Source organism: Streptomyces sp. NPDC050610 (genome assembly GCF_040654875.1).
In the GTDB taxonomy this organism is placed as follows: domain Bacteria; phylum Actinomycetota; class Actinomycetes; order Streptomycetales; family Streptomycetaceae; genus Streptomyces.
This window is the reverse complement of sequence record NZ_JBFAIV010000003.1, coordinates 291,084-312,488: the sequence shown is the minus strand read 5'-3', so window position 1 is coordinate 312,488 and position 21,405 is coordinate 291,084. Positions and strand designations below refer to the sequence as shown.

The 21,405-nt window shown below is 74.5% G+C and carries 15 protein-coding genes; 7 read left to right on the top strand and 8 right to left on the bottom strand.

Translation table 11 applies throughout. From position 1 onward, the window contains the following. Position 1 precedes the first annotated feature (1 nt). The 4 genes from AB0I22_RS05695 to AB0I22_RS05680 all read right to left on the bottom strand — a co-directional run bounded on the left by AB0I22_RS05695 (position 2) and on the right by AB0I22_RS05680 (position 8,224). Positions 2 to 1,504 (bottom strand): 3-deoxy-7-phosphoheptulonate synthase, encoded by a 1,503-nt coding sequence (locus tag AB0I22_RS05695; protein ID WP_363129363.1) that lies wholly within the window; start codon positions 1,502 to 1,504, stop codon positions 2 to 4. 6 nt (positions 1,505 to 1,510) lie between these two features. Then, on the bottom strand, positions 1,511 to 2,689 hold the full coding sequence (locus tag AB0I22_RS05690) for a 3-deoxy-7-phosphoheptulonate synthase (RefSeq protein WP_363129362.1): 1,179 nt from the start codon (positions 2,687 to 2,689) through the stop codon (positions 1,511 to 1,513). Positions 2,690 to 2,748: 59 nt separating this feature from the next. Continuing rightward, positions 2,749 to 4,764 carry a multicopper oxidase domain-containing protein gene (locus tag AB0I22_RS05685; protein ID WP_363129361.1) on the bottom strand — a complete coding sequence of 672 codons (2,016 nt, stop codon included), beginning with the start codon at positions 4,762 to 4,764 and terminating at the stop codon, positions 2,749 to 2,751. 259 nt (positions 4,765 to 5,023) lie between these two features. After that, entirely contained in the window at positions 5,024 to 8,224 is a 3,201-nt protein-coding gene (locus AB0I22_RS05680) for a LuxR family transcriptional regulator (RefSeq protein WP_363129360.1), read from the bottom strand. 168 nt (positions 8,225 to 8,392) lie between these two features. On the opposite strand from AB0I22_RS05680, the gene AB0I22_RS05675 reads away from it, so the two are divergent. After that, positions 8,393 to 9,499: a hypothetical protein gene (locus AB0I22_RS05675; RefSeq protein WP_363129359.1), complete on the top strand. Its 1,107-nt coding sequence runs from the start codon at positions 8,393 to 8,395 to the stop codon at positions 9,497 to 9,499. 33 nt (positions 9,500 to 9,532) lie between these two features. Here the strand turns inward: AB0I22_RS05675 and AB0I22_RS05670 are convergent, their stop codons facing one another. Next, positions 9,533 to 11,908 carry a GMC family oxidoreductase gene (locus tag AB0I22_RS05670; RefSeq protein WP_363129358.1) on the bottom strand — a complete coding sequence of 792 codons (2,376 nt, stop codon included), beginning with the start codon at positions 11,906 to 11,908 and terminating at the stop codon, positions 9,533 to 9,535. 218 nt (positions 11,909 to 12,126) lie between these two features. On the opposite strand from AB0I22_RS05670, the gene AB0I22_RS05665 reads away from it, so the two are divergent. After that, a complete protein-coding gene (locus tag AB0I22_RS05665; RefSeq protein ID WP_363129357.1) occupies positions 12,127 to 12,414 on the top strand; it encodes a hypothetical protein in 288 nt (95 codons plus the stop codon). A 4-nt stretch (positions 12,415 to 12,418) separates the two neighbouring features. On the opposite strand, the gene AB0I22_RS05660 is transcribed toward AB0I22_RS05665, so the two are convergent. Further along, positions 12,419 to 14,008, bottom strand: coding sequence for an MFS transporter (locus tag AB0I22_RS05660; RefSeq protein ID WP_363129356.1), 1,590 nt, complete (start codon positions 14,006 to 14,008; stop codon positions 12,419 to 12,421). A gap of 102 nt (positions 14,009 to 14,110) precedes the next feature. On the opposite strand from AB0I22_RS05660, the gene AB0I22_RS05655 reads away from it, so the two are divergent. Beyond that, positions 14,111 to 14,905 carry a helix-turn-helix transcriptional regulator gene (locus AB0I22_RS05655; RefSeq protein WP_363129355.1) on the top strand — a complete coding sequence of 265 codons (795 nt, stop codon included), beginning with the start codon at positions 14,111 to 14,113 and terminating at the stop codon, positions 14,903 to 14,905. A gap of 112 nt (positions 14,906 to 15,017) precedes the next feature. Here the strand turns inward: AB0I22_RS05655 and AB0I22_RS05650 are convergent, their stop codons facing one another. Next, entirely contained in the window at positions 15,018 to 15,980 is a 963-nt protein-coding gene (locus AB0I22_RS05650) for an NADP-dependent oxidoreductase (RefSeq protein WP_363129354.1), read from the bottom strand. 229 nt (positions 15,981 to 16,209) lie between these two features. Between AB0I22_RS05650 and AB0I22_RS05645 the strand changes: the two genes are divergently transcribed. From AB0I22_RS05645 to AB0I22_RS05635, 3 genes are all read left to right on the top strand, one after another. Next, positions 16,210 to 17,208: a helix-turn-helix domain-containing protein gene (locus AB0I22_RS05645; RefSeq protein WP_363129353.1), complete on the top strand. Its 999-nt coding sequence runs from the start codon at positions 16,210 to 16,212 to the stop codon at positions 17,206 to 17,208. A 245-nt stretch (positions 17,209 to 17,453) separates the two neighbouring features. Next, a complete protein-coding gene (locus AB0I22_RS05640) occupies positions 17,454 to 17,912 on the top strand; it encodes a DUF3995 domain-containing protein (protein WP_363129352.1) in 459 nt (152 codons plus the stop codon). A gap of 95 nt (positions 17,913 to 18,007) precedes the next feature. After that, entirely contained in the window at positions 18,008 to 18,466 is a 459-nt protein-coding gene (locus tag AB0I22_RS05635; RefSeq protein ID WP_363129351.1) for a GrpB family protein, read from the top strand. A 147-nt stretch (positions 18,467 to 18,613) separates the two neighbouring features. On the opposite strand, the gene AB0I22_RS05630 is transcribed toward AB0I22_RS05635, so the two are convergent. Further along, positions 18,614 to 19,612, bottom strand: a complete 999-nt coding sequence (locus AB0I22_RS05630; protein ID WP_363129350.1) for a LacI family DNA-binding transcriptional regulator — start codon at positions 19,610 to 19,612, stop codon at positions 18,614 to 18,616. A gap of 149 nt (positions 19,613 to 19,761) precedes the next feature. On the opposite strand from AB0I22_RS05630, the gene AB0I22_RS05625 reads away from it, so the two are divergent. Then, complete coding sequence (locus tag AB0I22_RS05625; RefSeq protein WP_363129349.1) at positions 19,762 to 21,381, top strand: NCS2 family permease; 1,620 nt, start codon at positions 19,762 to 19,764, stop codon at positions 21,379 to 21,381. Positions 21,382 to 21,405: the final 24 nt, after the last annotated feature.

The window sequence follows — 21,405 nt, the reverse complement described above, 5'->3', positions numbered from 1 at the left end:
CTCATGGCGCGGGCTGCCAGGCCGTCGCGGCGGCGTGCACCGTCCGCAGGGCCTCGGCGTGGCCGCACCCGGGATCGTCGAGCAGCAGCCCGCCCGGTCGGCTGCCCATCGAATAGTGGGTGTCGAAGAACGTGGCGACCTCGGCGGCGGCCGTAGCCCCACCGGGCCGGGGAGCACACACCCACGTCACCGGGGTGTCGGTGGCCGCGACCGCCTCGATGAGAGCGGGCAGTTCGGCGAGAATGCGCTCCGGCGCGAGCCGCACGGACAGGACGAGCCGTCCCGGCTCGCGACCGGGGTTCAGGGCCGCGCACCGCGCGGCGACCTCGCGGGGCCGGCAGCCGGGCCGCACCGGCAGCCCGACAGCCGTGCCCGGGGAGGGCGTACGGCCGTCGGCCGCCCATTGGACGCGGTCGGCGACCGCGGGCGGGCAGTCGTCCAGGAACGCCATCATCTGCGGGAAATCGCCGAGCCAGGGCGCGGCCGAACCGTTCGCCGCTCCGTACTCCTTGGCGATCCACCGGGCCTCGCGGGGGAAGCGGCCCGGCGCCGGGTGGTCGCCGGTGACGACGGTCACCGGCGCCCCCGTCGCGTACCGGACCAGCCCCGCGGCCGCCGCCAGCAGCGCCCCCGTGGCCTGCCCGCCGAACTGAAGCCAGAACGCCTCATTGGTCGTTCCTGGGGCCGCGGCCGAGGCTGGTGTACTGCTCGTTCCTGGGGCCGCGGCCGGTGTCGATATCGGTGTCGGTGCCGAGGCTGACACCGGCGCCGGTTCCGGAGTCCGTACCGTGAGCGGCCGCGTCCCCCCGCCGACCTGCTCGCGCGGCGCCCGCCCCGAAGACGCCCCGGTGTCCGGGACCGCCTCCAGCGGGTGAGCCCGCCCGCCGACCGGCGACCCCCGCCCGCCGCTGTCCCGCCCAGCGGGAATCAGCAGAGGGTTGAAGAGCTCCCGGATGAACAGCCAGGGCAGTTCCCCGTCCAGCACCACATAGGACTTGAACACGGCCGGCAGTACGCGCCCGTCGCGCTCCCAGCCGGCCACGCCCACCTCCACCAGCCGCCGGACGCGCATGGCGCCCGCCGCCCGGAGCCCGTAGCCGATCGGGGTACGGGCGCTGCGCACGCACGCGGCCAGCGCGGGGTCGTCGGGCACCAGCGCGACGACGCTGTTCAGCGATACGGGCGTCAGCTCGGCGTCGGCCGTCGCCGACCGGCGCAGCAGGACCGGCTCGTCCCCGCCGACGCCGAGGCACCGGCGGACCAGGGCGTCCTGCGCGGCGGCGGGCCCCACGCCCTGGTGCAGGACGCGCAGCCGCAGCGGAGTGCGGAGCGCGGACTCCAGCAGCGTGGTGGTCAGGCCGTCGCTGGCGAGCAGCATCCGCGTCAGCGGGCTGGTGAACCGGGCGACGTCGCCGAGATCGAAGGGGCGCGGGGCCGACCGGTCCGGGGACCGGTCCTCCGAAGCCCGGCGGTCCGTGCTGGGGTAGCGGAGCGAGGTGGTCACGGGGGCTCATCGCCTTTCCATGAGTTGAGCGGACCCCAGGGCGGCCGAGGCCCATTCCGCCGCGCCGTCCCGGGCGCGGGGGAGGGAGCCGGCGCGGCGGGCGCGGGCGGCGCCGGCGAGCTCGCGCAGGAGGTCGGCGGTCTCGTCCCAGCCGATGCAGGCGTCGGTGATGCTCTGTCCGTAGACGAGCGGTTTCGCGGGGGAGCGGTCCTGGCGGCCGGGCGTCAGGAAGCTCTCCAGCAGCACCCCGCGGAGCGTGGCGTCGCCGTCGGCGATCCGTACGGCCAGGTCCTCGGCCACCGCGTGCTGCCGCTCGTGCTGTTTGCCGCTGTTGCCGTGGCTGACGTCCACGACGACCCGGGACGGCAGCCCGGCGTCGGCCAGCGACCGGCCGGCCCGGCGGACGTGCGCCGCACCGTAGTTGGGGCCGTCCACGCCGCCGCGCAGTACGAGGTGGCAGTGCGGGTTGCCGCTGGTGCGCAGCACCGAAACGGGCCCGTCGGCGGACGCGCCGAGGAAGGCGTGCGGGGCGGCGGCCGCCCGTATCGCGTCGATCGCGATCCCCGTCGAGCCGTCGACGGTGTTCTTGACGCCGATCGGCATCGGCAGGCCGCTGGCCAGGTCCCGGTGCACCTGGCTGGCCGCCGTACGGGCCCCGATGGAGCCCCAGCCGACGACGTCGCCGAGGTACGCGGGGGTGAGCGGGTTGACCCACTCGCAGCCGACGGGCAGCCCGGACTCGGCGATGTCGAGCATCAGGGACCGGGTCTCGGCCAGGCCCCGGCCGACGTCGGCCCCGCCGTCCAGGCCGGGGTCGCCGACCAGGCCCGGCCAGCCCAGGCAGGTGCGCGGCTTCTCGCCGTAGACCCGCATCACGACGAGCAGGTCGTCGGAGAGTTCGGCGGCGGCGGCCCGCAGCCGGGCGGCGTAGTCGAGGGCGGCCGCCCGGTCGTGCACGGAGCACGGTCCGGCGATCACGAGCAGCCGGTCGTCCTGGCCGTCGAGGACCCGGACGATCTCGTGCCGGGACGCCGTGACGGTGTGGGCGGCGTGGTAGGTCAGCGGCAGCCGTTCGGACAGTTCGGCCGGGCTCTCCAGGGGGAGGGCGCGGGTCTGGCCGCCGGTGGGCCGTACGCGGTGTCCTTCGCCGCGGTGCGGTCCGGGGCAGTCGGCCATGGCAGTCATGGCGGTTCGCTCCTTCGGTGTCTCGGGGTGGGCGGCGGCGGGCGGGCGGTCCAGGGAGGTCATGACGACCGACCGCCTTCCATTCCGCCTTCCATTCCGTGTTCCATGCCGTGGCCGCCGCCCGAGTCATGGCCGCCCCCGCCCCCGTGTTCCGTGCCGTGGCCCATGCCGGGGTGCATGTCCATGACCTGGCCGGGCATCACCGTGAACGGGCGCATCATGGCCTCGTCCTCGTGTTCGAGGATGTGGCAGTGGTACATGTAGCGGCCGCTCGCGCCGTCGAACCGGCCCAGTACGGAGACCAGTTGGCCGGACCCGGCCGGCGGGGGAGTGACGTCGCCGACCCGCACGGTGTCCTTCCAGCCGCGGCCGGCGCCCTCGGTCGGCACCTCCTCGGTGAAGGTGACGGGCGTGACCGTGCCGTAGCCGCGTACGGTGCCGTCGGCGCGCAGCAGCCGCTGGAACCCGCGGGCGTCGAAGTTCTGCCGCCGCGTCTCCTGGAACCGGACCAGGTGGATGTGGAAGGGGTGCACCGGCCCGCCCAGATTGAGGACGTTCCACTGCTCCCAGCCGTCCTGGCGCACCATGAACGTCGTCGCGTCGTCGAACAGCGTCGCCACCCGGCGCAGCGTCAGCAGCGGCCGGCCCGGCAGGCGAACCTGGACCACGCCGTCGCTGGGAATCGGCACCGACGAGGCGTCCTCGACGGTCTCCATCTCCCACATCATCGGCATCCCGGTCACGTCCGGCGGGGTCAGCACGACCCACCGGTGCTCGTGGTCGGGAGCGGTGGCGTGGCTCAGCCGCTCGTACGACGGGCTGAGGCGGGGCGGCAGCGCGAACGGATCGTCGCTCTCCCGGTCCTCGACCCGGAACTGCATCACCTGGGGCGACGGCGCCGGGCCCGGCGGGTTGGTCGAGACGTTGGCCCAGTGCACGCGCGCCCCCCGCAGCACGGAGAAGTCGGCCAGCACGTCGGCGCGTTCGCCCGGCGCGAGGGTCAGCCCCTCGGCGGGCAGCGGCTCGGGTTCGGGCAGCAGCCCGCTGTCCGTGCCGATCTGGTGGAAGGCCCGGTCCACGAGCTCCCGCTCCACCGGCGTCCCGTCCTCGTAGCAGAGCCGCAGGGTGAAGAAGCGGGCGTTCGAGCCGTTGACCATCCGGAAGCGGTACCAGCGCGCGGCCACCTCCAGATGCGGCTGGACGACGCCGTTGACCAGGGTGTACGGCCCGTAGAAGGGCAGCGGCACATCCTGCTCGTTGCGGAAGACCTTGTGCATCAGCCGGCCGGTGAGGCGGCCCTCCCAGTCGGTGTCCAGGTTCCGGTCGCACAGCATGAGCGGGATCTCCTGGGCGCCTTCCGGCAGGCCGAGGGCTTCCTCCTCCTCATCGCGTATCCAGTACATGCCGGCCAGGCCCGTCATCACGTTCAGCGAGGTGATGTTCATGGCGTGGTCGTGGTACCAGAGCGTGGCCGCCGCCTGGTCGTTGGCGTACTCGGAGAGCTGCGTCTCACCCGGCGCCACCGCGTTGTCCGTCCAGCCGTCGTTGCCGCCGCCGGTGCGCGCACCGTGCAGATGCACCACCGTCCAGGCCGGCAGCTTCGGCGCCCGGCGGTCGAACGTGTCCGCGTCCGGGTCGTAGCCGGGGCGCATGGTGTTCGCCTGGACCTTGGTCTCCACCTTGATCAGGGGGTACGGGCCGCTCAGCCCGTTGGTCCACGCCACCCGCAGCCGGGTGCCGCGCCGTACCTCGACGGTCGGGCCGGGGAGCTGCCCGTCGTACGCCCACATGAGCGACGGCGGGAGCTGCGAGTGCAGGGGCAGCAGGACCGGGCGGGTCGTGACGGTCAGCTCGGCCAGGCCGGTCTCCGGGTCGGGCTCCGGCCGCAGGACCGGGGGAATCCGCAGCGGGTCGACGAACGGCTCCAGGGCCGGTTCCGGTTCCGGTGCCTGCTCGGGTGCCTGTTCCGGTGCCTGTGCAGGCGTCTGCGTCTGCTCGGGCGCCGTGACGGCCGGGGCGGCGACGGGGGCGGGAGCGGGAGCCGGTTCGGTGAGGGTCTCGATGAGCTCGGGCATTTCGGGGCTCTTTTCGTGGGGTCGGACGCTTACGGTCTTCACCGTGCGCCTCGGCCCGCCCCGCCCACATCGGGGGAAACACCGGCCCGCCTACTGACCTACTGATGCGATACGGACCCCTGGCCGCTCGCTACGGAGGCATCGGTGCGCCGCGGCGGCGCGGTGCTGTGCTGTCGCCGGTGAGGCGTCGAGAGGCGCCCCCGCCCTACGTGCGTACGTGTCCCCACGTGCGTATGTGCCCCATTCACCCCGTACGCGCCTACGGGCCCGTGCCGCGTGCGCCTGTACCGCTGCCGCCCGCAACCCCTTCTCCGGAGCCGCCGGAACCCCCGGAACCGCTGCTCCCCTCCGCCAGCCGTCCCGCCACCGCGGCCCGCGACGACACCCCGAGCTTCGCGAAGACGTGCGCCACATGGGTCTCCACCGTCCGCGGGCTCAGGAAGAGCCGCTCCGCGATCCGCTGGTTGGTGAACCCCTGCCGGACCAGCTCCGCGACCTCCGCCTCCCGCCGCGACAGCCGCCCGGCCGCCCCCGCCCCCGCCGCCGCCCGCGCCGTCCGGACGCCGACGCGCCGCTGCTCCCGTACGGTCCGCGCGGACAGCCCCTGCGCCCGGCACGCGCCGAACAGCTCCGCCGCCCGTGCCAGCTCCGCGCGCGCCGCCTGCTTCTGCCCGCACCGCGCGTGCGCGGCGCCGGCCCGCAGCCACGCCCGGCCCGCGAACAGCGGCTCGCCCGTCTCCCCGAACAGCTCCGCCGCCCGGGCCGCGCCCGTCGCGGCCCCGGCCGGGTCGTCCGCCAGCGTCGCGTGTGCCCGTGCCAGCACCGCGAAGGGCGACGCCGCGCCGCCGCCCGGCGCCCCCTCGGCCCGCTCCGCCCACCGGGCCGCCGCCGCGGGCCGGCCGCGCTCGGCCTCCGCGTCGGCCATGGCCTCGCAGCAGATCAGCAGGCAGGACTGCTCCAGCAGCGGCGCGTCGAAGTCGTCGCACGCGGCCAGGATCTGCGCCTCGCCCTCGTCCACCTCGTGCAGCGCCGCCAGCGCCAGCCCCCGGCCCACGCCGCCGAGCCGGGCCCACCACTCGCGGCGGCCCCCGCCGTGCCGCATCGCCTCGTCGGCGGCGGCGAGCGCCGCCGTGTGCTCGCCCGTCCAGCCGAGGAGGAGGCATTTGACGGCGAGCGCCAGCGCGACGCACTCGTCCGAGCCGAGCAGCCGGGCCGCGTCCACCGCGTCCTCGGCCCGGTCCACGCCCTCGGCCAGCCGGCCCATCCGCCCGAAGGTGAACGCCTGCGCGGCGAGGGCCCAGGGGGACAGATAGCTCTGCCCGGTGGCGTCGGCGACGGCCAGGGCACGCTCGATCTTCCGCGCGGCCTGCGGCAGCCGGCCCATCATCGCGTCGACCCAGCACAGGAAGGCCAGCGACTCCAGCCACAGCGCCAGCTCGGCGTCCGTGGCCTCGTCGGTCAGCCGGTCGGCCCGTTCCGCGTACGCGGTCGCGGCGGCACGCTCGCCCACGCCGTACGTGTAGGCGAACCGCAGCGCGATCAGCGGCACCCAGTCCTCGGCGACCCAGTCCTCCGGCATCCAGTCCTCGCGCGCCCGGCCGGGCGGCGGGCCGCCGTCGGGCGGTGGACCGCCGTCGGCCGACGGACCGGCCTGCGCCAGGACGGCGCTGAGCCGGTCCAGCTCCTCGCCGGCGGCCGGGAAGTCCGCGCGGATGAGGCTGTCGCCGATCAGCTGGAGCCGGAGCGGCACCGCCTCGGCCGCGTGCTCCGGCGGCACCCGGCCCAGCTCCGCGCGGAGCAGGGCCCGGCCCTCGTCCTGCCGGTTGAGCAGCCGTTCCAGGATCGCGCAGAACCGGGCGGCGCGGGCGCGGTGCGCCCAGGCGTCGGCGGGCAGCAGCCGCAGCACTTCCAGGGCGGTGTCCCGGCCCTCGACCAGCCGGCCGCCGACGCCCTGGAGGCGGGCCAGTTCGACGAGGAGGGAGAGCCGGTCGGCGACGGGTCCGGCCCCAGGGGCCCCGGCCCCGGCAGCCGCGGGGGCATTCGGGTCGTCGGACCGCTCGGACCGCTCGGGCTGCGCGGGTCGCTCAGGCCGCTCGGGGAGCAGGCTCAGGGCGGTCTGGAGCCATCCGGCCGCGGTGGCGGGGGACTGGTAGGCGGTCGCGCGGGCGGCCTCGACCAGCACGCCGACGGCGAGCAGATCGCCGTACCGCGCGGAGCGGGCGATATGCCGGGCGCGGGTGACGGTCGGCGCGTCCCGCTCGTCCAGGGCCGCCGCCACCCGCGCGTGCGCCGCGACCCGCCAGCCCACGCCCGAGGACACGTACGCGAGGTGCCGTACGACGGGGTGGCGGAAGCGGAACCGGCCGGGCGCCGGCGCACAGCGGACCACATCGCGCGCGGCCAGCTCGTCGAGGGCCGACAGCGCCTCGGTCTCGGTGGTACGGGCCGCGACGGCGACCATCGCCGGATCGAACTCGTCGCCGAGCGTCGCCGCCGCCTGCGCGGCGAGCCGGGCGGGCGCGGGCAGCGCGGCCAGCTCGGCGGCCAGGGCCTCGCGCACCGCCCCCGGCACCTGGTCGTCGTCGCCGTCGAGCACCGGGGCCGCGCCGCGCGCCGCGCGGCCGGCCGGGGCCAGCGTGGCGAGCGCCGTCTGCCGGGCCCCGGACCGGGCCAGCGCCTCCAGATAGAGCGGGTTGCCGCCGCTCGCCTCGTACAGCGCGCGGCACCGCCGGGCCCCGACGGCCGGGCCGAGGAACTCCCCGGCCTCCCGGAGCGAGAGCGGCGCCACCCGGACGCGGGCGCCGAGCCCCGGCGCGGCGTCCGCGAGGGCGGCGGTGAGCCGGGGCCCGGCCTGGCGGGTGCGGTAGGTGACGGCGAGCAGGATGGGGCCGCGCGGGACGTGCCGGGCAAGGTGGGCGAGGAGTTCGACGGACCCCTCGTCCGCCCAGTGCACGTCGTCCAGCAGGACCGCGAGGCCGCCGGGGTCGGCGAGGACCTCCAGCAGGAGGCGCACGGCCCGGTGCAGCCGGTAGCGATGCAGGCCGGGGCCGGGGGCGGCGGCCCCGGGGCCGGGATCGGCGCGGTCCGGCGACAGCGCGGGGAAGACCTCGGAGAGCAGCCGCGTGCTCTCCGCGTCCAGGGCGTCCCGGACCTGCCGCGCCCGGGTCTCCACCTGGTCGTCCAGGGCGTCGACGGCGAGGGCGAGCGGCACGTCGTGCTCGAACTCGGTGCCACGGCCGCGCAGCACGGTCATGCCGTGCCGGCACGCGGCGGCGCCCGCCTCACCGAGCAGCCTGGTCTTGCCCGCCCCGGGCTCGCCCGTCAGCTCCACGAGCCGGAACGCGCCCCCGGCCGCCCGCGCGGCCTCCGCGTCCAGGAGTCGCACCACGTCCGCACGGCCGACGAGCGGGCTGCCGCCGCAGTGGGGTGCGGGGCTGTCGGACATCGGGCTGTCGGACATCGGACCGCTCGGTTCCCGTCGTCAGGCGGCCGTGGTGTCGGCGAGGAGCGGCACGGAACGGCACGCAGCGACATAAGAGACAGATTGGAATATTTTTGAAGTCTAGCGACAAATCACCCGAGAGGCGGGGCGGCGGAGGTCAGGTGCCGTATGGAGCGGCTCATCCCCATGTTCACCAGCGAAGGCGTGCACGACGCCGAGGTCAGCGTGTACCCGTTCGCCGCCGGGGACGGGCTGGGCCTGACCCTGACGCGCTTCCGGCGCGGCCCGCCCCAGGGCCCCGGGAGCCCCGCGCGCCCACGGGACGCGGTGCTGCTCATACACGGGCTGACGACGTCGAGCGACATGTTCATCATGCCCGAGCACGCCAACCTGGCCGGCTTCCTGCTCGACCAGGGCTTCCCAGACGTATGGGCCCTGGACCACCGGATGAGCAACCGGTTCCCGTACGACCTCGCCTGCCACCGCTTCACCCTCGACGACGTCGCCCTCCACGACTTCCCCGCCGCCCTCGCCGAACTCCGCGCGCACGTCGGACCCGAGTGCCGGATCCACGTGATCGCCCACTGCCTCGGCGCGGTGGCCTTCGCGATGAGCCTGGCCGCCGGGGCGGTCACCGGCATCGCCAGCGCGGTCGTCAACAGCTCGGCCCTGGTGCTGCGGCTGCCCGTCTGGTCCCGGTGCAAGCTGCGCGTCGTGCCCGGCCTGACCGAGTACGTCCTGGGGCTGCCCTACCTCAATCCGGCCTGGCCGCAGGACGCGCCCTTCACCCGGGGCCGCATGATCGCCCGAGGCGTGTCCCTCTTCCACCGCGAATGCGACGTCCCCGCCTGCCACATGGTGAGCGCCATGTGGGGCGCCGGGCGGCCCGCGCTCTTCGGCCACGAGCGGATGTCGCCCGTGACGCACGAGCGCATCGCCGACCTCTTCGGGGCGACCGGCGTGCACTACTACCGGCACATCCGGGCGATCGTCAGGGCCGGCCGCGTGGTGAAGTACCGGCCCGGCGACCCCGCCTACCGCGACCTGCCGGACGACTACCTGGAGGCCGCGTCGGGCCTCACCACCCCGCTGCTGCTGACCAGCGGGGACCGCAACCACGTCATGTCCGACTCCAACGTCGCCTGCCAGCGCGAACTGGCCCTGCGCGCCCCCGGCGTCTCCCGGCTGCGGCTCTTCCCCGGCTACGGGCACCAGGACGTCTTCATGGGCAAGGACAGCGCGCGGGACGTCTTCCCGCAACTGGTCGAGTTCCTGCGCGAACACGTGGGCTGACGGGGCGGGACCAGTCCCCCCACGCCCCCGTTTCTACGCCCGCCCCGGCCCGTACACGTCCCACAGTTCCCCGGCGAAGAACCGGCCGAACCGGGTCAGCCCGGCGAGCGGCGCCGCGCCCGCTGCCCGCATCGACGCGAGCTGGCGGACGAAGTCCAGGCGGCCCACGCGCACCGCGCCGTGGCACAGCCGCGCCGCCGCGGGCTCCTCGTCCGGGCCGAGCAGCCCCGGCCACACCCCGACGGCCAGCGTCGTCGTGTCCGGCCACAGGTCGATCCCCGGATCGTCGCCCACCTCCTTGCGGCCGGTCAGGGTCAGATCCCGGCCGTCGGGCCCGTACAGGTGCAGCCGGTAGAGCATCCGCCGCCGCCCCGGCGACCCGGCCGGCACGAAGAGGTTGAACCAGCCCTCCCGTACGGTCAGCCGCCCGCCCAGCGGGTCGCACGTCACCTCGCCGCGCGCCGCGGCCTGGTGGTCCGGCGAGTCGCAGAAGGCGTCGACGTCGTCGACGGCGATGGTCAGCCGCAGGGTCAGCGCCGGGCCGTCGGCGAGCGCGCCGCGCATCTTCTCGGTGAAGGTGAGAGTGGTGGCGGCGGCTCTGCCGGCTGCCGGGTCCGGACGGTACGCGGGCCGGGGCGGGCGCATCTCCAGCAGCCGCGTGGACATGCGGTCGGAGAGCGCGGCGATCGTCAGCGACGGGTTGACGCCGACGGGTCCTGGCAGCGCCGCCGCGTCCGCCACGTACAGGCGCGGATGCCCGAACACCTCCCCGTACGCGTCGCACACCGCGTCCTGCGGCCGGTCGCCCATGGGCGCGCCGCCCACCGGGTGGACGGTCACGACGCGCCGCCACAGCCAGAGCGGATTGTCCAGATACCGCGTCCCCATGGCGTCGGAGACCGCCCGCATCGAGGCGCGCACCCCTTCGTAGTACGCGCGGCTGGTCCGCGTGGTCCACTCCACGTCCAGCCTGCCGTCGCGCAGCGTCATCACCCCGTCCGGGACGTCCCGGCCCACGCCCAGCAGCGGCAGCACGCCGGGGAAGCCGCCGCCCGCGCCGAGCAGCGCGGCGAACTCGCCGGAGACGTTGCTGTCCGGCGAACCGGAGACGGAGGACAGCGCCAGGTCGGCGGCGAAGGAGGCCATCCGGCGCACACCGCCCGCCAGCCGGGCGCCTTCCACGAGCCAGTTGAGGAACCCCGGATAGCCGCCGTCCTGAATGATGTGCCCCCGGCCCGCGCCGCCGGCCGCCTCGCCGGGCACGTCGACCACGCCGGTGATCACCGGCCCCCGGTCCGGCCGGGGCGCGGGGGCGCCCGGCCGCCCGTACAGGAAGGTCAGCAGGTCGCCGTTGCCGCAGAACCTGGTGCCCAGGGCCGGGCCGAGGCCGGGCAGCCGGGCCCGGTTGGCGAGCAGGAGGCGGACGGTGCCGTAGGCGCCGGCTGCCAGGATCAGGCGGTCGCAGTCGATGTGGCGGCGGGGGAGGTCGGCGGTCCGGGCGGGGCGGCGCCGTTCGTCGCGTGCGCTTCCCGGGAAGACGGAACTGCCTGAGCCGCCCTGGCTGTCCGCCCCCTCCGATCCATCTCTTTCATGCATGGGATGCACGACATAGCCGACGCGGTAGCCGCCGTCCCCGAGCGGTTCCACCGTCGTGACCTGGTGGCCGGTGCGCAGATCGGCGCCGTCCCGCCGGGCGGCGGAGAGGTAGGTGTGATCGAGGGTGTTCTTGGCGCCGTTGTTGCAGCCCAGGTCGCACTCGCCGGTCAGCGCGCAGGTCCGGCGCGGCACCCCGTGCAGATTCCCGTACGGCGGGTCGACGACGGGCAGTTCCGGGCCGGGCGGCGCGCCGGGAGCGGGGGAGAAGGACACCGCGAGCGGCGCCGGGGACCACGGCAGCCCGGCCCGTTCCGCCGCGTCCCGCAGCGCGGCCGTCTTGGGCGTACGGGCGTACGGCCGCTCCTCCACCGGGTACGGCACCGGGCGCAGCATCGCCTCCACCGCGTCGTAGTGCGGATCGAGGTCGGCGCGGGTGAGCGGCCACGACTCGTAGCCGCCGCCGGGCAGCGCCTCGTTCCGCACGAAGCAGTGCTCGTCCTTGCGGAGCAGCACATTGGCGTAGATCAGCGAGCCGCCGCCCAGACCGCTGGAGACGAGCGAGTCGCAGCCCCGGAACCGCCACACGTCGTACAGCCCGTACAGCCCCTCGCTCGGGTCCCACAGCGCCCGCCCCAGCTCCGCGGGCGTCCGGGCGAAGCTCCCGGGCGGGTAGGCCCGGCCGCGCTCCATGACGACGACGGACAGCCCGGCCGCCGCCAGCCGGTGCGCGGACACCGACCCGCCGAACCCGGACCCGACGACGACCGCGTCCACGCGCTCGGGCCTGCCGCCGCCGCTCGATGGATCGGGCACGGGGACCGTCCTTCCTCCCTCCCGGTTCCCAGTAGAGCAACGGTTCGCCCCGCGCACATCCGCAGCGATGCCGCGCGGCGGACGGCGGGAACGCGCCTTCCCAGAGGCGGGAATTCCTGGGAAACTCCTGGGTCACGGTGGCGGGGCGGAAATACGGACGTACCAGCTCCGCGGAAAACCGGCGCACCGGAGCACTGGGATGGACGGAGGAGGGCGCCATGCCCGAGGTCACAGTGAACGGCCGGACCTTCACCTACTACGAGAGCAGGACCGGCAGCAGAGCCGTCGGAATCAGCGCCAACGGAGTCGCGAATTCGCAGCACGAATACCGGTTCCGGCCGGACCCGCACCAGCAGCGCGAATACAACAGCCGCCAGGCGGAGTTCTATCTCGCGGCGGCGGAGGCCGCCGCCGGCCTCTTCACCTTGCGGGGCGGTGCGCCGGCCTGGCCGTCCGCCGGCGCGTTCAGCTGGCGCGGCCAGGACTACGGCCTGGAGACCCGGTAGCCCGTCAGGGCTCGCCGCGCGGGGCCGGCGACTGGGCGGCGGGTGCGGCGTGGGCGGCGGCCGGCGCGGCATGGGCACCGTCCGGGCCAAGCGTGCCGTCCGCCGCCTGCGCCTGCGCCTGTGCCTGCGTCTGTGCCTGGTCCGTAGCCTGCCCCTCGTGGGCGGCGTGTGCGTCGTAGCGCCAGAACGGGCGTACGGCGAGGCTGCCGACGAGGACCAGGACGATGCAGAGCATGGCGCTGCCCGACCAGGCGATGCTGAACGTCATGGCCGCCGCCATGGCTCCCGCGCGCAGGTCGCCGAGCCGGGGGCCGCCGGCCACGACGACGGTGAAGACGCCCTGCATGCGTCCGCGCATCTCGTCCGGGGCGTAGGTCTGGAGGATCGTCTGGCGGTAGACGGAGCTGACCAGGTCGGCGGCGCCGGCGAGCATGAGGAGGGCGACGGTGAGCCAGAGCGCGCGGGTGAAACCGGCCAGCGAGATGAAGACCGCCCAGCCGACCACGGCGAGGGCCAGCGCCACTCCCTGACGCCGCACCCGGGAGATCCATCCACTGCACAGGCCCGCCAGCAGGGACCCGATGGCGACCGCCGAATACAGCAATCCGATTCCGCCGTGGAATTGGGTGGCGGCCGCCTGGGGGAAGAGTGCTTTCGGCATCGCCAGCACCATGGCGGCGATGTCCACCGCGAACGACATCAGCAGCACCGGATTTCCGCCGATGAAGCGGAGGCCCTCGAATACGGCGCGCGCTCCCGCCTTGACCGCTTTGCCCGCCGGTTTGATCGAGGGCAATCGGAATGTCGCGTAGAGGGACGCGGTGAAGAGCAGTACGTCGGCGCCGTACGCGTAGGCGAAGCCGTGGGGCAGCGCGACGAGAATGCCCGCGATGAGCGGCCCGAGAATCTGTCCGAAATTGCTGACCGTGAATTGGAGCGTATTGGCGGCGGGGACCAGTTCGCGCGGCACGATGCGCGGGATGATGGCGCCGCGCGCCGAGGACGACGTGGCGAAGGCGGCGCCCTGGACGGCGACGAGGACGAGGAGCAGCACCTCCGACCCGATGCCCAGGAGGGTCTGGACGAGGAGGAGGAACGTCACGGCCCAGGTCACCAGCGACGAACACAGGGAGAGCAGGCGGCGGTCGACCGCGTCGGCGATGGCACCGCCGTACAGCCCGAACACGACGATGGGCACGAACCCGGCGAGCCCCGCCAGCCCCACGTACATCGACGAGTGCGTCATCGAGTAGATCTGCACCGGGACGGCGACCTCGGTGAGCATCGTCCCGATGAGCGAGGCGCCCTGGCCGATCAGGACGCGCCGGTAGGCCGGAATGGCCAGCGGGCGCGTATCGACGGCCGCGCTGCGGATGCGGGCCGCTATGCCGGTGGGGGATTTCGGCTTGTTGATCACGGTCACCGGAGCACGGCCTTCGGCTCGGCGGCGTGCGGCCGGGTCGTACGAGTCCGGGGCGCGGAGCCCGGCCGGGTCGTACGAGTCCGGGGCGCGGAGCCCGGCCGGGTCGTACGAGTCCGAGGTGCGGTGCCCGGCTGGGCTGTATGAGGGGTGCGCGGGCCGGGGCCGGCCCATGGTCGATGGCGTCGCCGAGGCGACGCACCCGCTGTTGTCGTAGGCATGGCGGTCACTCTGCCACTGGGCACTGCTGGCGCACTTCCATTATTCTGCCTACTTGTGTCGCAGAACAGCCGTCAGCCGATTCCCCCGCCCACGATCCCGCCCGCGACCGCCCATATGCACGCCGCCGGGGAGACCATCCACCGGCACCGGCACGACTACCACCAACTCCTCTACGTCAGCACGGGAGTGGTGTCCGTCCGGACCGAGCGGGGCACCTGGGTGGTCTCCAGTCAGCGCGCCGTCTGGACCCCGGCCACGACGTGGCACGAACACCGGGTCTACGGGGAGAGCTGGGTCCACACCATCGGCTTCCCGCCGGACGAAGCTCCGCTGCCCGACGGCTCGCCCACGGTGCTGGCCGTGGACGGCCTGCTGCGCGAACTCTTCATCGCCTGCACCGAACCCGACCTCCCGGCGCCCGAACTGCGGCGGCTGCGGGCCGTGGTCAACGACCGGCTGCGCCGCGCGGACGTCCAGCCCCTGACGCTGCCCACCGCCCAGGACCCGCGCCTGGCCCACGCCTGCCGAGCGGTCGAGGCGGACCTGAGCCGCCCCCGGCCCCTGGCCTGGCTCGCCCGCCGCGTAGGCGTCGGCGAGCGCACCCTCACCCGGCTGTTCCGCACGGAGTTCGGCATGACGTACCCCCAGTGGCGGACCAGCACCCGCGTCTTCCACGCCATGCTCCAACTGGCCGAGGGCGCCACCGTCACCGGCACGGCCCGCCGCTGCGGCTGGGCCACCACCAGCGCGTTCATCGACACCTTCGCCCGGACCATGGGCCAGACCCCGGGCGCGTACCGCAACGCGGCCGTCCGCACCGACGCGCTGGAGCCCGCACAGGACTCCTGAGCGCCGGACCCGCGACGCGTCAGGAGCCACGGCGGGGGGCGTCAGGCGAGAGCGCGGACGACTCGGGCGCCCATGGCTCCAGTGCCGCCGACCACGAGTGCGGTCGTGTCCGTCACCGGGCCACCTCGAACACGAGCTTGCCGCGGGTGCGGTTGGTCTCGCCCAGGCGGTGCGCTTCGGCGGCCTGCTCCAGGGCGAAGGTGCGCTCCACCTCGACCCGGACCGCGCCGGAGTCGACCAGCCCGGCGATGGCCGTGAGGGCGGCGGCGTCCGGCTCGACCAGGAGCGGGCTGGTGCGTACGCCCGCCTGCCCGGCGGCGTCGGACAGGCGCTCCGAGACGCCGCTCGGGATGGAGACGACCAGGCCGCCGGAGCGGGTCGCCGACACGGACCGCACGTCGGTGTCGTCCTGGGAGCCGACCAGGTCGATGACGACATCGACCCCGCCGGTGGCGTCCTCGAAGCGCTGCCGCGTGTAGTCCACGGTCTCGTCCGCGCCCAGCTCCTTGAGCCAGGCGTGCCGGGGTTCGCGGGCGGTCGCGATCACCTCGGCGCCGAGGTTCTTGGCGAGCTGCACCGCCAGGTGTCCGACGCCGCCGGCCGCCGCGTGCACCAGTACCCGCTGCCCGGCGGTGACGCCCGCCGTGTCGACCAGGGCCTGCCACGCGGTGAGCGCCGCGAGCGGCAGGGCTGCGGCCTCGACGTGCCCGACGGAGGCGGGCTTACGGGCGAACTGGCGGGACGGCGCCGTGACGAACTCGGCGTAACCGCCCGCGGGGCGCGGGAACCAGGGCATGGCGTAGACCTCGTCGCCGGGCGCGAGCGTGGTGACGCCGAAGCCGACCTCCTCGACGACGCCGGAGACGTCCCAGCCGAGGATCAGCGGCATCGTCTGCAGCCCCGCCATGCCGTGCCCCGCGCGGGTCTTCCAGTCCACCGGGTTGATCCCGGCGGCGTGCACCCGCACCAGCACTTCGGTCGGCAGCGGTTCGGGCCGCGCGACGCGGCCCGGGGTCAGCACCTCCGGTCCGCCGAACTCCCCGATCGTGACGGCCCGCATCGTGTGCTCGCTCATGCTTTCCTCGCTCGTTTCCGCTTCGCGTGTTCTCTGTCCGGGACAGGTTCCCGATGTCCGGTTCCCGATACCCGGTTCCGCTGTCCCGTTCCCGATATTCGGGCGATTCACCTGATACCCGCGGCCGGCGCTCCGATATCCGGAGCCGCTGCCTCAATGTTGTCCAGCCTCTCCGGTGTCCGCGAACGCGACGAGTGGCTGTACAGCCATCTGTCGTACCATTACGGCCATGCCCCCTCATCGCGTTGTCGTACTCGCCCTCGACGGCGTCGTACCGCTGGACCTGGGCATCGCGGCCCGCGTGTTCAACGAGGCCCGCGACCCGGACGGGGCGCGGCTCTACTCCGTGTCGACCTGCTCGATCGGCGGCCGGCCGGTCCGTACGAGCCAGGACTTCCGGATCGTCGTCGACCACGACGAGTCGCTTCTGGAGACCGCGGACACCGTGGTGATCGCCACCCAGGAGCCCGAGGAGCACCTCGTCGCCACCGGGAAGCTGCCCGACGGCGTCGCCGCCGCGCTCGACCGGATTCCGTCGCGGGCCCGCGTCGTCAGCCTGTGCACGTCGGCGTTCCTGCTCGCGGCGGCCGGGCTGCTGGACGGCCGGCGGGCCACCACGCACTGGGCGCTGTGCGATCTGTTCGCGCGGCTGTTCCCCGGCGTCGAGGTCGACCCGGACGTGCTGTTCGTCGACAACGGACGCATCCTCACCTCCGCCGGCGGGGCCGCCGGCATCGACCTCTGCCTCCACCTGGTCCGCCTGGACCACGGAGCGACGGTGGCCGGCGCGGCCGCGCGACGCTGCGTGGTGGCTCCTTGGCGCGAGGGCGGGCAGGCGCAGTTCATCGAGCACCCGGTGCCGGAGGACGCCGACCGTTCCACCTCGGCCACCCGGCAATGGGCGCTGGACCGGCTGGCCGAACCGATCACGCTGGAGGAGATGGCCCGGCACGCGCACATGAGCGAGCGCACTTTCACCCGGCGGTTCCGCAACGAGGTCGGCACGAGCCCGCTCCGATGGCTGCTGCAACGCCGACTGGTCCAAGCGCGCGGCCTGCTGGAGTCCACCGACCTCACCGTCGCGCGCATCGCCACCGCCTGCGGCTTCGGCGACCCGGTCGCCCTGCGCAAGCACTTCCACACCCACCTCGGCCTGTCCCCCCTGGCCTACCGCCGCGCGCACTGCGCCCCGGAGCCGGCCCGCGCGGCGGCCGTCCCGGAGCGGTGACCGGCGCCGACTCGCTTGTGCCTCCGCCCACCACGACTTCCGCGGTGCGGCCGACGGTGCTCCGACGGTGACGTTCAGTGATTCCCGTGCGGTCCACCATGGCAGCGGGGTACGACGATCCACGGCCCTCGGCCGCCTCCGCTGCTCTCAGGGCCGTACCGCGCAGCGGAAATGGCATGCTGCCCGCTATGCGTGAAGATCTGCGGAGCAGGACAGAGCCGGGGGCACGGGGGAGTGCCGCAGGGGTGTGGGGGCGTATCGCGTGCGTGTGGGCGGTCGCCTTCGCCGGGCTTCATCTCTTCTGGGCGCTGGGCGGCAGCTGGGGCCTGAGCGTCTCGGCGGGGCCCCTGGCGGAGGAGCGCCCCGGCTGGTTCGTGGTGGTGGGCCTGTGGGGCGTGGGGCTGCTGTGCCTCGTCGGCGGCGCGCTGGGATGGCTGCTCGCCGGGCCCCGGCCCGCCGGTCTGACGGGGCGGGCGCTCAAGCTTCTGGGGTGGTGCGTCTGCGCCGTGCTGCTGCTGCGCGGTCTCGCCATCGAGATCCTGCTGCTGACCGGCGACGCGGGGCCGCAGATGAACATCAGCTCGGATCAACGGCTGTGGACGCTGCTGTTGTGGAACCCCTGGTTCCTGCTCGGCGGCCTCGCCTTCGGGCTGGCCGCGTGGGGGTTCGGAAGAGCGAGGGGGCTGGGCGGCAGCACCGCCTGAACCACCTGACGGGGCGTCGGGCGCTCTCTCCCGGTCAGCCGGTCAGCCGGTCATCGTCTCCCGGCCAAGGGCGAGGGCGCCGATATCGTGGGCACGTGGCTGACCTTGATGAGCCGATCCACCTGGCGGCGCATGACCCGGCCTGGGCGGCGCGGGGTCAGGAATTCGTCGGTGACATCTCGGCGGCGCTCCACGGGCTGCCAGTGGATCTGACCCATATCGGTTCCACGGCCGTCCCGGGCCGCGCCGCCAAGCCGGTCATCGACATCCAGATCGGGTGCCCGAACGGTGACGTCGCGGCCGTCGTCAGCCGCCTTGAAAACCTCGCCTACGAACACCTCGGGCAGGCGGGCGTCCCCGGCCGCGAGTATCTGCGTCGGCGCTCCGGGCAACCCGTCAACGCCCATGTCGTCGAACGGCGCGGCCGGCTGTGGGCCGACAACCTCCTCTTCCGCGACTACCTGAGGTCGCACCCGGACGCCGTCTCCCAGTACGCGGCGGAAAGCGCGCGGCCGCCGACCGGGCTCCGAACCTCTTGGCGTACTCGGAGCTGAAGGCGGGGACCGTGGCGCGGATCATGGCCGCGGCGCGTGCCGAGGCCCGTTCGGAAAGGTCCTAGCTGTTCTGTCCACGGAGGTCCCGGCGGCCCTGGCGGGCCCCGGCGGTTACAGCGAAGACAGCCCCGCGCGGCCTCGGCGGGCTCAAGGCGCCGTCGGCGCCCCTGCCGTCCCTCCCGGCCGCGCCGTCGACTCGCGCGGGTGCACGCGCGTCGGCAGCAGCGTGCGGACCGTGCGGCGGGCGCCGTCGCGGACTTCCAGGAGGCGGGTCACGGCGAGTGCCCCGGCCTCCTCGACCGGGACGTCGAGCGCCGTCACGGACGGTACGGTCGCGCCGAGCGCGGTGAGGTCGTCGGCGGCCGCGAGGCTCACGTCCTGCGGCACTCGCAGGCCCGCCGCCTTCAGCCCGTGCAGCAGGCCGAGCGCGAGATAGCTGTTGTACGCGACGACGGCGCTCGCCCCGGCCGGCAGCTCGGCGGCGGCGCCGATGCCCGCGTCGAAGGTCGGCGGCAGCGGACCGAGTACGCGCATCCGGGCGCCCGCCTCCTCCGTCCGCTCCGCCATGGCCGCGCGCCGCCGCCCGTCGGCCCAGGAGCCGGGCGGCCCCGATACGTACACGATGTCCCGATGGCCCAGCTCCAGGAGGTGGCGGACCAGTGCGGCGGTGCCCGACGCGGTGTCGAGCACCACGGCCGGCAGCCGGCCCACCTTGCGGTCGACCAGGACCAGCGGGCGGCGGGCGGCCAGTTCCCGCAGGGCCGCGTCGGAGCCCACGGGCGCGACCAGCACCACGCCGTCGGCCTGCTCGGACAGCCGTCCCACCAGCGCGGCCTCGCGCTCGGCGCTGTACTCGGAGACCGTGAGCAGCAGGTGGTTGTCGGTCTCCTCGGCGGCCCGCTGGGCGCCCAGGACCAGCGGGGCGAAGAACGGGTTGGCGAGGGTCGGCACCACCAGGCCCACCATGCCCGTACGGCCGGTGGTCAGGGCGCGCGCCGCCCGGTTGGGGTGGAAGCCGAGGCGCTCGGCGGCGGCCCGTACGTTCTCCAGGGTGGGCCGCGCCACGAGCTCGGGGCGCATCAGCGCACGCGACGCCGTGGCCTTGGACACGCCCGCCTCGCGAGCCACGTCCGCCAGTGTCGACACCGTTCGCCCTCCCCTCCCCGCCGGACCCGGGCGCACCCCGCGGCCGACCCGTGTCATCCTATCTGCAACCGATCTCTGCAACCGGTTTCATCGGAGGTGCGCAGCGACCGGACAGCGACCGAAGATCCATTCCTCCCACCGAGGTAGCCATGCCCCACTCTGACGGGACGCCCGGAGAAACGTCGGCCGAGGCGCCGGTACGGCCGCCCGCCGAGCCGCACCCCGAGCCGCCCGCCGACGGTCAGCCGACCGGTGAGCAGGGCGGTCGGCAGGCCGGTCAAGCGGCTGACGGGCAGGGCGGTCAGCCGGCCGGCGAGCAGGCAGGTCAGGCGGCCGGTGAGCGGATCGGTCAGGCGGCCGGTGAGCAGCCGGGCCCGCCTGCCGGTGAGCGGCCCGGTCGCCGTCAGCCCGCCGAGCCGCCCGCCGGGGCGTCCGCGGCGACGGCGGCCGGGCCGCCCGCCCCCGGCCTCCTGGAGCGCCGCTTCCGCGTCCGCGCCCGCGGCAGCAGCCCCCGCACCGAGGCCGTCGCCGGTCTGTCGATGTTCATCGCCGCGGCCTACGCGGTCGTCGTCGTCCCCGGCCAGCTCGCCAAGGCCGGAGTGCCGCACGGACCGGTCACCACCGCCGTGATCATCGCGATCGTCCTGGCGACCCTGGCCATGGGCCTGTTCGCGAACCTCCCGTTCGTCCTCGCGCCCGGCCTCGGCGGCGTCGCCCTGCTCGCCGTGACCATCGTCGGCCAGGACCACGTCCCCTGGGACGCGGCGCTCGGCATGGTCCTGTGGTCCGGCGTCGCCTTCCTGGTGCTGACCGCGCTCGGCATCCGCGATCTGATCACGCGGCTGATGCCGCAGAACCTCAAATACGCCATCAGCGGCGGCCTCGGCCTCTTCATCGCCCTCCTCGGCTTCAAGGACAGCGGCCTGGTCGTCGCGAAGCCCGCGAGCAACGCGCTCGCGCTCGGCGACCTCTCCCGGCCCGCCGCGCTGCTGGCGCTCGCCGGGCTGGTCCTGCTCACCGCCCTGGCCGCGCGCAAGGTGCCCGGCGCGTTCCTGATCACCATCGCCGCGGTGACCGTCGCGGGCATCCCGTTCGGCGTGACCGAACTGCCCGGCCACTTCTTCGGCGCCCCGGACAGCCCCGCTTCCGTGGCCTTCCACATCGACGTGCTCGGCGCGCTGAAACCGGAGTACTTCCCGTACATCTTCGCGTTCTTCGTCTCGGAGTTCTTCTCCATGACCGGCACGCTGCTCGCCGTCGCGGACCGGGCGGGCCTCACCGACAAGGACGGCAACCTCCCCGGCGTCCGGCGGCCGTTCTACGTCGACTCCGCCGCGGTGATCGGCGGCGCCGGGCTCGGCGCGCCCAGCATGACCGCGTACCTGGAGTCCTCGGCCGGCGCGGACAGCGGCGGCCGTACGGGCCTGTCGTCGGTGGTCGCCGCGGGCGGCTTCGCCGCGCTGCTGCTCGTCACCCCGTTCGCGACGCTCATCCCGTCCGCCGCGACCGCGCCCGTGCTGATGTACATCGGGCTCACGATGCTCGGCGCCCTGCGCAACGTCGACTTCAAGGACCCGACGAACGCGGTCCCGGCCGCGCTCACCGTCACCACCACCGTCTTCTGGGGCAATTTCGGCACCGGCATCGCCGCCGGGCTCGTCGCCCACGTCCTGGTCAAGGCCGTGTCCGGCCGCTTCAAGGAGATCCCCTGGGGCCTGTGGGTCGTGATGGTCCCCCTCGGCTACTACTTCTACACGCTGCTGCCGTGACGGCCGCCGACCGGTTCCCCGCCC